Source organism: Arthrobacter sp. 05T47, assembly GCF_056395825.1.
On the sequence record NZ_JBFTKG010000002.1, the window covers coordinates 343,052 to 353,371 of the forward strand.

A 10,320-nucleotide genomic window follows, 5' to 3' on the forward strand; every position below is an offset into this window, starting at 1 on the left:
CCCAGATGATCAGTGCGCACGGAGGGCCGTCCGGGCAGGACGGCCCTCCGGTCCCGCCCGCCGCCAGCGGAGTCGGCACAGCCGCCGAAGCTGCCGGCCCGGCGTCGAACGTTGCCGTCAGYATTCACGACGTTCCGGTGCAGGACGTTCCGGTGCTGGCCACCGGCGTCCAGCTGATCGGCGAGGCGAAGGGATCCGGCTACAAGGAGCCGCCGTCCCTGGTGCGCCGCGCCGACGGCCAGACCATCCAGCTCACCCGGCTGCTGTACCTGGTGCTTGAGGCGATCGACGGCCGGCGGGGCGCCGAAGAAATCGCCGGGCATGTGAGCAACAGCTTCGGACGGCTGGTAAGTGCCGGGAACGTCAGGACGCTGATCAGCTCCCAGCTGCTCCCCCTGGGCCTTCTGCGGCTGGCGGACGGGTCCGAGCCCGCGGTGAAGAAATCGAATCCGCTGCTGGGGATGCGTTTCCGCTACTCGGTGACCGATCCGGACCGTACCCGGAAGCTCACGGCGCCGTTCGCCAGGTTGTTCAACCCCTTGATTGTGGTGGCTGTGACCGCCGCGTTCCTGGCCACGTGCTGGTGGGTTTTGATGGTCAAGGGGTTGGCCTCCGCCACGCATGAAGCGTTCGCCAACCCCGGACTGGTGCTTCTGATCCTGCTGGTCACGGTGCTCTCGGCCGGGTTCCATGAGTTCGGCCACGCCGCCGCCGCCCGTCGCGGCGGAGCCACACCCGGCGCGATGGGCACCGGCCTGTACCTGATGTGGCCGGCCTTCTACACCGATGTCACCGATTCCTACCGGCTGGGGCGGGGCGGCCGCCTGCGCACCGATCTTGGCGGGCTGTACTTCAACGCGATCGTGGCCGTCGCGATCATGGGCATCTGGTGGGCCACCGGCTTCGATGCACTGCTGCTGGTGGTGGTTACCCAGATCCTGCAGATGGTCCGGCAGTTGATGCCGCTGGTCCGGTTTGACGGCTATCACATCCTGGCCGACGCCACCGGTGTCCCGGACCTGTTCCAGCGCATCAAACCCACCCTGCTGGCACTGGTGCCCTGGCGAAAGACAGCCCCCGAAGCCAGGCTCCTGAAACCGTGGGCGCGGGCCGTGGTCACCGTTTGGGTGCTGGTCACGGTACCCCTGCTGCTCTTCAGCATGGCCACCATGGTGCTGACCCTGCCGCGCGTGCTGGGCACCGCCTGGGACAACGGCCTCAAGCAGCAGGCCATGCTCTCCCACAGCATTGGCGCCGGCGACTTCGCCGACGCCGCCGTGCGGGTGCTCGCGATCGCCTGTTTGGCACTGCCGGTGCTGGGCGTCTTCTACATTCTGCTGCGCCTGGTCCGCCAGCTGGCCACCGGGCTGTGGCAGAAGACCCGCGGCAAGGCTTTGCAGCGCGCTACCGCAATCGTTGCGGTCGCGGCTGTGGCGGCCGGTCTCGCCTGGGCCTGGTGGCCCGGCGCCGACACTTACCGGCCGATCCAGTCCTACGAGCGCGGCACCCTGGCAGACGCCACGACGGTGGTCTTCCCGGCCGCGTCCACGGCCCGGATGGCAGAGGGCCGGCCGGGACGGACCGTTGCCCTGTGGCCGGAGGGCGCCCGGAAACCCACCCGCGACGAGCCGCAGCTGAGCATGGTCCTGGTGCCCCGGGCGGCCGACACGCCTGGCACGACCGGCGCCGTGGCGCCGACTGCCCCTTCCTGGGTGTTTCCCTTCGACAGGCCAGCCGCCCCCGACGGCGACGGCAACCAGTCCCTCGCGGTCAACACCACCGACGGTTCCGTGGTCTACGACGTTGCCTTCGCCCTGGTCTGGGCGGACGACGGCGGGACCGTGGACACCAGGAATGAGGCCTACGCCTTTGCCAGCTGCGCGGACTGCGCCGCCGTGGCGGTGGGCTTCCAGGTGGTCCTGATCGTGGGCCAAACCAATGTAATCGTCCCGGAAAACCTCTCCGCTTCGGCCAACTACAACTGCCTCCGGTGCCTGACCTACGCCCTGGCCAGCCAACTGGTACTCACCCTCGACGGGCCCCTGAGCAGCGACGGCACGGCCAGGCTCAACGCGCTGTGGCAGGAGATCGCCGCCTACGGCAAGGATCTGCGGAACCAGCCGCTCTCGGAGATCCAGGGCCGGCTCAGCGCGTACAGGGATCAGATCATGGCGCTCATCAAGGCCGATCCCAGCGCCACACCGGCCGGGTCCTCCGGAGCGGGCCCGACACCGGCGGCAACATCCGGCGCCACTCCGGGTGCGTCGTCCGAAGCCACTCCGGGTGCGTCGTCCGGGGCCGCCAGCACCGCCTCCCCCGGCGCCACGCAGGCGCCGTCGCAGGGAGGCAGCGGTGCCACGGGGACTTCCGGCACGACCGCGCCGTCCGACGGCGCCGGGCAGACCGCGCCGGCCGGCGGTACGGCGTCGTCCGGTGAAGGCACCGGCTCGGGCGCCACGACGCCGGCAGGGCAGCCCACGGCACCGGCCGGCTCCACGRCACCGGCCGCGGGGACTGCCACGCCGGTTCCCGCGGCGACCACCCCGCCGGCCCCGGCTCCCTAGCGCGGGGACCCGAACGGCGATCGGGCGCAGATGGCCGGAATAAAGACCTCATTCCGGCCATCTGCGTCACATCGGCGCTACCTCAGATCGGCGTTCCCGCGGCGCCCGCTCTGGGACGCGGGACAGCGGGCCTTCCGTTCACCCCCGGGAATGGTGTACACCGTTTCCGTGGCCCATTCGCCCTTTGGTGTGCCATTTTTCGACCTGCAGTGATTCCAGGCGCAGGCCGGGCCAGGTTGTTGGGGACCGGCCCCCAACAGGGAGAGGCAACACGATGAGACTGACGCTGACGGAGTTCCTCACATTGGACGGCGTGGCGCAGGGCCCCGGATCGCCTGAGGAGGACACCAGCGACGGCTTCTCACAAGGAGGCTGGTTCGTCCCCTACCTGGACGGGGATTTCATCCAGCGGGCGGCGGACTGGCTCGGTGCGGCGGATGCGTTACTGTTCGGCCGCCGGACTTACGTCAACTTCGCGAGGGACTGGCCCAGAATCACAGACCCGGATGATCCGTTCGCCGGGAAGATGAACGGGTTGCCGAAGTATGTGGCCTCGCACAGCCTGGCGGAGGCCGGTTGGGCACCGACGACCATCCTGTCAGGGGATGTCCCCGCACAGGTCGCTGAGTTGAAACGGCAGCCCGGCAGGGAGCTGCAGATCCACGGGAGTGCCCGGCTGGCCCAGTCGCTGCTGGGCACCGGGCTGATCGACGAACTGCGGCTGGTGGTCGCCCCGGTGGTGGTGGGCCACGGCAGGCGGCTGTTTCCGGCGGGCGGCGCCCCGGCGGGCCTGCGCCTGGTCCGCACCGAGGCGACGCCGGGCGGTCTCGCGATTCTTGTGTACGAGTCGGCGGGGCAGCCGACGTACGGGACCTATGACCCGGGTTCCTCCCGCGGCTAAGTCTGTCGAGTCTCCGGGCCGGTGCGGCCGGTTACCGGGCCTTCCATTCGTCCGCGATGAGGGCGTACACCACTTCCGTGGCCCATTCGCCCTTGTAGTGCCACTTGTCCACCTGCCGTGATTCCAGCCGCATCCCGAGCCGTTCACAGAGCGCGGCCGAGGCGGTATTGAGGGCATCGAGCTTGGCGTCGATGCGGTGGAAGCCCAGGTCCTCAAAGCCGAGCTTGAGGATCGCCGCGGCGGCCTCCGCTGCGTACCCTTTTCCGCGCGCCTCCGGGGCCAGGCTCCAGCCGATCTCGGCCTGCCCGCTGCCCTCCAGCCACTTCAGCACCACCTCGCCGAGCAGCCCGGGCGAGTCCGCGGCCTCGATGGCCAGGGCCACCCAGTCGCCCTCCTTCTCGAACTCGAAGTTGGCGTACCGTCCCACGGTTTCCATGGACTTGGTGTAGCTCTTCGCTTCCCCAGGCAGGAAKCGGGCSGTTTCGGGCAGCGAGTGGTAGGCGTGGAAGGCATCGAGGTCSGAGGCTTCGAAGCGCCGCAGCACCAGTCGTTCGGTGCGGAGGGGCAGCGGGGGAAGGGGTTTGGGTTCGGTCATGCCCCCAACGCTACCCATCGATTGCTCCATGCGCGCCGTTTTGGGCCGCCAGAAGGGCCGTTAGGGGGCAACCGATGCCCGGGCGACGACGGCGGCGGTCGCCTCGGCGATGGCCCGCTCCTCGTCGGTGGGGACCACCAGGACGGGCAGGGCCGACGTCGGCGTGGAAATGACCCGGGGTTCCCTGGACCGCTCCCGGTTCAGCCCCGCGTCGAGCTCGACGCCGAGGGCACCGAGCCGCTGCGCCACCAGGGCGCGGAACTGGTGCGAGTTCTCGCCAATCCCGGCCGTGAACACGAGGGCCTTCGCGCCGCCCACGGCCACGTGGTAGCCGCCGATGTACTTCGCGAGCCGGTAGGACGCGACCGCCAGGGCCATCGCCGCTTTGGCGTCCCCCTCCTCGGCGGCCTCCACCACCGAGCGCATGTCGTTGTTCCCGGCCAGGCCCTTGAGCCCGGACTGCCGGTTCAGCATCGAATCCAGGTCCTCGGGAGACCAGCCGGTCCGGCCCAGGAACACCAGGATGGACGGATCGAGGTCGCCGGAACGCGTGCCCATGACCAGACCCTCCAGGGGCGTGAATCCCATGGAGGTGTCGATGGACTGGCCGCCGCGAATCGCCGTGACCGAGGCACCGTTCCCCAGGTGGGCGATCACGGCGTCGAACTCCTCCACCGGAACATCCAGCAGTGCCGCCGCCCGGTGCGAAACGTATTCGTGCGAGGTGCCGTGGAAGCCGTAGCGGCGGATCCCGTGGTTCGTGTAGAGCTCCTCCGGCACCGCATAACGCCAGGCGTGCTCGGGCAGGGTGCGGTGGAAGGCGGTRTCGAACACGGCCACCTGCGGCAGCTCGGGCCACTTCTTCGCGATCGCGCGGATGCCCAGGACGTTGGCGGGGTTGTGCAGCGGCGCGAGSGGGTTCAGCCGTTCAATGGCCCGGGTGATCTCGTTGTTGACCAGCACCGGCTCGGCGAAGCGCTCCCCGCCGTGCACCACCCGGTGGCCCACGGCGTCGAGCACCCGGTCCCCCAGCGCTGCGTGGATGGCCGCGTCCACCTGTTCCAGCGCCTCSGCGTGGTCGCGSGGGCCCTCGGGCTGGCCGTCGCCCTCACCRCCGGTCCCCATGCCGATCTTTTCGACCAGGCCTTCGGTGAGCACGCTGCCGGCCTCGACATCGCGCACCTGGTACTTGAGCGAGGACGAGCCGGAGTTGATGACGAGCACAAGCATGGGGCCTCCTAAGCCTTGGCTTCGACGGGCTGTTCGGATGCCGGCTGGTCCTCCGCCGACTGGGCCTGGATGGCGGTGATGGCCACGGTGTTGACGATGTCCTCCACCGTGCAGCCGCGCGAGAGGTCATTGACCGGTTTGCGCAGGCCCTGCAGCACCGGCCCGACGGCGACAGCACCCGAGGACTGCTGGACTGCCTTGTAGGTGTTGTTGCCGGTGTTCAGGTCCGGGAAGATGAACACGGTCGCCTGCCCGGCCACGGACGAGCCCGGCATCTTGGACGCGGCGATCGCGGCGTCCACGGCGGCGTCGTACTGGATGGGGCCTTCGACGGCGAGGTCCGGCCGGAGTGTCTTCACAACTTCGGTGGCCTGCCGCACTTTGTCCACCGCTTCCCCGGTGCCGGACCCCCCGGTGGAATAGGACAGCATGGCGACCCGCGGCTCCACGCCGAACTGATGGGCCGTCTCGGCCGAGGCCAGCGCGATRTCCGCCAGCTGCTCGGCGTTCGGGTCCGGATTGACCGCACAGTCGCCGTAGACCAGCACCCGGTCCGGCATCAGCATCAGGAACACCGAGGAAACGATTTTCACGCCGTCCCGGGTCTTGACGAACTCCAGGGCCGGCCTGATYGTGTGTGCCGTCGTGTGCGCCGCCCCGGAGACCATGCCGTCCACGACGCCCAGCTGGACCATCATGGTGCCGAAGTAGCTGCCATCGAGCATGACTTCCAATGCCCGGGCCAGGTCCACKCCCTTGTGCGCCCGCAGCTCCGCGTACTTCTSGGCAAACTGCTGGCGCAGCTCCGACGTCGYGGGGTCAACGATGTTSATGCCGGAGAGGTCGATGCCCTGGGTGGACGCCAGCTCCCGGACCGAGGACTCATTGCCCAGGATGGTGAGGTCGCAGACGTCCCGCCGGTGCAGGATYTCGGCGGCCCGMAGGATCCGMAYGTCGTTYCCCTCSGGSAGRACGATGTGCCGGCGCTGCAGCCGGGCCCGCTCRAYGAGGTCGTGCAGGAACCGCAGCGGCGTCATCCGCTCCRGCCGYGGCAGGTGCAGCCGCTCCASCAGCTCSGCYTCGTCCACSCGTTTRGCCCACAGSCCCACGGCSGAGGCCRCCGGTGAGGATGAGCGCCGACGGCACCGGGAACTCCGGCGAGAAGGAGGACGCGAGGCACGCGACCATCACGTCSGCACGGTCGCCGGGGACGATCACCAGGGCGCCGTCGTCGAGCACGTGCAGGAAGTTGGCCACGTTCATGGCCGCCACCTTGATGGMRTGSACGTCGCGTTCCATGTCCGGCCGGCCGGCGACCTGGCGGATCCCGAGTGCCGAGGCCACCTCSCCGGTGGTGGGCCGGGCGATGTCCTCCAGCTCCGGGAAGACGTACACGGGGCGGCCGGACGCGCCGGGCTTCACGGCGGCTGCGATCCCGTCCACGTTCTCCGGGTCGGCMCGGTTCACCATGATCGCCAGGAGGCTGCAGCGTTCCGCMGCCAGTTCCTTGCGGGCAACCTCGACGGCGTCGGCGGCCTCCGCGACCGTGAGCCCCTTCGCGCCCACCACGGCCACGATGGGGGCCGCCAGGTTGTTCGCGAGGCGGGCGTTGAGGTCGAAYTCGACGGCGGCGTCCTGGCCGGTRAGGTCCGTTCCCTCCACGATCACCACGTCGCAGTGGCGGGACATCTCGGCGAAGATCTCCACGCACCGGGAATCGATCTCCGCCCTGTTCCCCTCGGCCAGCAGCGCCCGGACCTCGGCAAACGTCAGGCCGCCGCGGCAGCGCTCGTCRTCGAGGTCGAATCGGGCCTTCATCAGGGCCACCATGGGGTCCGCCGCGGCGTCGTTGCCATGCACCACAGGCTTGAAGAATCCGATCCGGTCCGCGTGCCGGTGCAGGGTGTCCGCCAGGCCCAGCGCTATGAGGGACTTGCCGGAGCCCGGGGTGGTCGCGCTGACGTAGATTCCTTTGGCCATGTGTCCCAGCATACTTACACCCCTTGACAGCGGGCACCCAGATGGGATTACCTAATGAACATTCGGTAAATAAAGCTGGAGGCAACGAGGCATGGCTGAACTGACGGTTTCCGGGGTCACCCACCCCATCCTGAAAGACGACTACGCCTCGGAATGGATGGGCATCGAAGTCCTGGCACTGGACGACGGGCATGCCACGATCCGCATGACGCTGCGGCAGGAAATGCTCAACGGCTTCGGCATGGCCCACGGCGGAATGATCTTCGCCTTCGGTGACACAGCCTTCGCCCTGGCCTGCAACCCGGCCAACCCGCAGCCCGGCGCAGCCGGGATGAACRCAGACACCATCACCGTTGCCGCCGGCGTCGACATCAATTTCCTGAAGCCCGCCTTCCGCGGACAGATGCTGACCGCCGTCGCGAACCGCCGCGCCAGCACCGGACGCAGCGGGCTGTACGACATCCAGATCTATGCCGCCGACCCCGGCGCGGCCACACCCGCGGCACCGCTGTCGGCACCGGCAGGCGCGGCCCCCGCGGCCACCCTCCCGGGCCAGCTCCCCACCGATACCGCCACCGACGCCCCCACGTGGGAACTCATCGCCGAGTTCCGCGGCCGCAGCCGCACCATCTCCAAGAAMTAGAAGCAGGGAACCACAGATGATCCAAGAAACTGCCGCCACCACTGATGCTGTCCTGGACCGCGAGGAAACCATCTCCCGCGACGAGCTCGAGGCGCTCCAGCTCAGCCGCCTGCAGCACACCGTGGCCTAYGCCTATGACCGCGTTCCCCTGTACAAGCGCAAGTTCGACGAGGCCGGCGTCCACCCGACAGACCTGCGGGAACTCTCGGACCTCGCCAAGTTCCCCTTCACCACCAAGGAGGACCTGCGGCTCGAGTACCCCTTCGGCATGTTCGCCGTGCCGCAGCACGAGGTCGCCCGGATCCACGCCAGCTCCGGCACCACCGGCCGCGCCACCGTGGTGGGCTACACCAAGAAGGACCTCGCCGACTGGGCCAAGCTGGTGGCCCGCTCGCTGCGCGCCTCCGGCGTCCGKCCGGGCATGAAGGTCCACAACGCCTACGGCTACGGCCTGTTCACCGGCGGCATGGGCGCCCACGCCGGCGCGGAGGCCCTSGGTTGCACCGTCATCCCGATCTCCGGCGGCCAGACCGARCGCCAGATCACCCTGATCCAGGACTTCAAGCCGGACGCCATCCTGGCCACYCCGACGTACCTGYTGACCATYGCCGACGCGATGATGAAGCAGGGCATCGACCCGGCCTCCACGTCGCTGAAGTACGCGGTCCTGGGCGCCGAGCCGTGGACCGAGGAAATGCGCCACGAGCTCGAAGTGACCATGAACATCAAGGCCTGCGACATCTACGGCCTCTCCGAGGTCATGGGCCCGGGCGTCGCCGGCGAAGCTGTGGAAACGCAGGACGGCAGCCACATCTGGGAGGACCACTTCCGGCCCGAGATCATCGACGCTTTCGACCCCTCGGTTGTGCTGGGCGACGGCGAACCGGGCGAGCTGGTCTTCACCTCGCTCACCAAGGAAGCGCTGCCGATCATCCGGTACCGCACCAAGGACCTCACCCGCCTGCTGCCGGGCACCGCACGCCCCTCGCACCGCCGCATGGGCCGCATCACCGGCCGCAGCGACGACATGATCATCCTGCGCGGCGTGAACCTGTTCCCGTCCCAGATCGAGGAGATCGCCCTGCGCATCCCGGAGCTSAGCCCGCACTTCCAGCTGGAGCTGACCCGGCCCGAGGGCCAGCGGATGGACCAGATGACCGTCAAGATCGAGCGMCGCGACGCCGTCACGGTCGAGGGCGCGGCGGCCGCCGCCAAGGTCCTGCAGCAGCAGATCAAGATCCATGTCGGTTCCTCCTGCGCMGTGGACGTCGTCGACCCSGGCTCGCTGGAGCGGTCCAACGGCAAGCTGCGGCGGATCTACGACATGCGCCCCAAGGGCTGAGTGACCACCTGACCATGAGAAACTAGCGAGTATGCCCACCACAGCACCCACCACCAAGCGCGGCCGTCCCGGCTATGACCAGCAATCGGTCCTGCTGATCGCCGTCGACGTCTTCAACCGCCACGGCTACGACGCCACCTCGATGGGCATCCTCGCCGAGAACCTGGGCATCTCCAAGTCCGCGATCTACCACCACGTGCCGTCCAAGGGCGATCTGCTCAAGCTCGCCCTGGACCACGCCCTCGGCGGTCTTGAGGCCATCCTGGACCGGCCCGAGGCGCAGACCGGCTCGGCCGATGCCCGGCTGGAATTCGTGGTGCGCCAGACCATCTCGGTCCTGGTGGAACGCCTGCCGTTCGTSACGCTGCTGCTGCGGCTGCGCGGAAACACCGAAATCGARCGCAACGCCCTGGAGCGCCGGCGCACCTTCGACCACAAGGTCGCCGCCCTGATCTCCGAGGCCCGGGACGAGGGCTCGCTGCGCCAGGACATCGACCCCCGCACGGTYACRCGCCTGCTKTTCGGCACCATCAACTCGATCGTCGAATGGTACAAGCCCGGCGGTTCGCTCTCCCCGGAGAAGCTGGCCGACGACGTCATCACCATGGCGTTCCACGGCCTCCACGTCCCCGGCTGACCCTGGCCCGYGGCGCCACGGAGTCGCATTGACGCCGCGGCSCCCCGGGTCCACGCTGTGAGGATGGCCACCAGATTATCGAAGGTGCTTATTGGCGCTTTCCCCCACCTGCGCTACGAACCCACTGCCAAAAGGATCCGCGCGAGCCTGGACGGGACCCCCCTCGTCGATACGACACGGGCCTGGCTGGTCTGGGAACCGCACCGGGTCACCCCCATCTTCGCCGTGCCGGAGCAGGAACTCCTGGCGGAACTCGCCCCACCGGCCCTCCCGGCGGCCGCGGTGGAGGAGCACGCCTTCGCCCTCCGGAAAGGCGAGGCACGGACCTCCCTGGACCCCGGAACGAAGTTCGGCAAACACACCTGCGCCGGCGAGGAACTCGACGTCGTTACTGCGACGGCAACGGCCCCCCGGGCAGGCTTCCGGCC

Annotated in this window: 7 protein-coding genes and 2 pseudogenes; 6 read left to right on the forward strand and 3 right to left on the reverse strand. The window is 69.0% G+C overall.

The genetic code is table 11. The annotated features are described in order from the left end of the window. Positions 1–5 precede the first annotated feature (5 nt). A complete protein-coding gene (locus tag AC1DEY_RS03710) occupies positions 6–2,564 on the forward strand; it encodes a DNA polymerase III subunit gamma/tau domain-containing protein (protein WP_476866806.1) in 2,559 nt (852 codons plus the stop codon). 274 nt (positions 2,565–2,838) lie between these two features. After that, the gene (locus AC1DEY_RS03715) at positions 2,839–3,465 is read left to right on the forward strand and encodes a dihydrofolate reductase family protein (RefSeq protein WP_476866807.1); all 627 of its coding nucleotides are present in this window, start codon (positions 2,839–2,841) and stop codon (positions 3,463–3,465) included. 31 nt (positions 3,466–3,496) lie between these two features. On the opposite strand, the gene AC1DEY_RS03720 is transcribed toward AC1DEY_RS03715, so the two are convergent. The 3 genes and pseudogenes from AC1DEY_RS03720 to pta all read right to left on the reverse strand — a co-directional run bounded on the left by AC1DEY_RS03720 (position 3,497) and on the right by pta (position 7,270). Beyond that, complete coding sequence (locus AC1DEY_RS03720) at positions 3,497–4,060, reverse strand: GNAT family N-acetyltransferase (protein ID WP_476866808.1); 564 nt, start codon at positions 4,058–4,060, stop codon at positions 3,497–3,499. 60 nt (positions 4,061–4,120) lie between these two features. Continuing rightward, positions 4,121–5,290: an acetate kinase gene (locus AC1DEY_RS03725; RefSeq protein ID WP_476866809.1), complete on the reverse strand. Its 1,170-nt coding sequence runs from the start codon at positions 5,288–5,290 to the stop codon at positions 4,121–4,123. A gap of 8 nt (positions 5,291–5,298) precedes the next feature. Continuing rightward, positions 5,299–7,270 (reverse strand): annotated as a pseudogene (pta, locus tag AC1DEY_RS03730) (phosphate acetyltransferase). Positions 7,271–7,361: 91 nt separating this feature from the next. Between pta and AC1DEY_RS03735 the strand changes: the two are divergent. The 4 genes and pseudogenes from AC1DEY_RS03735 to AC1DEY_RS03750 form a co-directional block, all read left to right on the forward strand. Beyond that, the gene (locus AC1DEY_RS03735; protein WP_476866810.1) at positions 7,362–7,913 is read left to right on the forward strand and encodes a hotdog fold thioesterase; all 552 of its coding nucleotides are present in this window, start codon (positions 7,362–7,364) and stop codon (positions 7,911–7,913) included. Between the two features lie 16 nt (positions 7,914–7,929). Then, complete coding sequence (gene paaK / locus AC1DEY_RS03740) at positions 7,930–9,255, forward strand: phenylacetate--CoA ligase PaaK (RefSeq protein ID WP_476866811.1); 1,326 nt, start codon at positions 7,930–7,932, stop codon at positions 9,253–9,255. 31 nt (positions 9,256–9,286) lie between these two features. Beyond that, positions 9,287–9,892, forward strand: coding sequence for a TetR/AcrR family transcriptional regulator (locus tag AC1DEY_RS03745; RefSeq protein ID WP_441409731.1), 606 nt, complete (start codon positions 9,287–9,289; stop codon positions 9,890–9,892). Positions 9,893–9,955: 63 nt separating this feature from the next. Beyond that, a pseudogene (locus AC1DEY_RS03750) lies at positions 9,956–10,320 on the forward strand (DUF427 domain-containing protein); the annotation flags it as partial.

Bases quoted from the DNA above. Each gene is read 5' to 3' on its own strand.
- AC1DEY_RS03715 (WP_476866807.1), top strand. From the start codon at position 2,839: ATGAGACTGACGCTGACGGAGTTCCTCACATTGGACGGCGTGGCGCAG.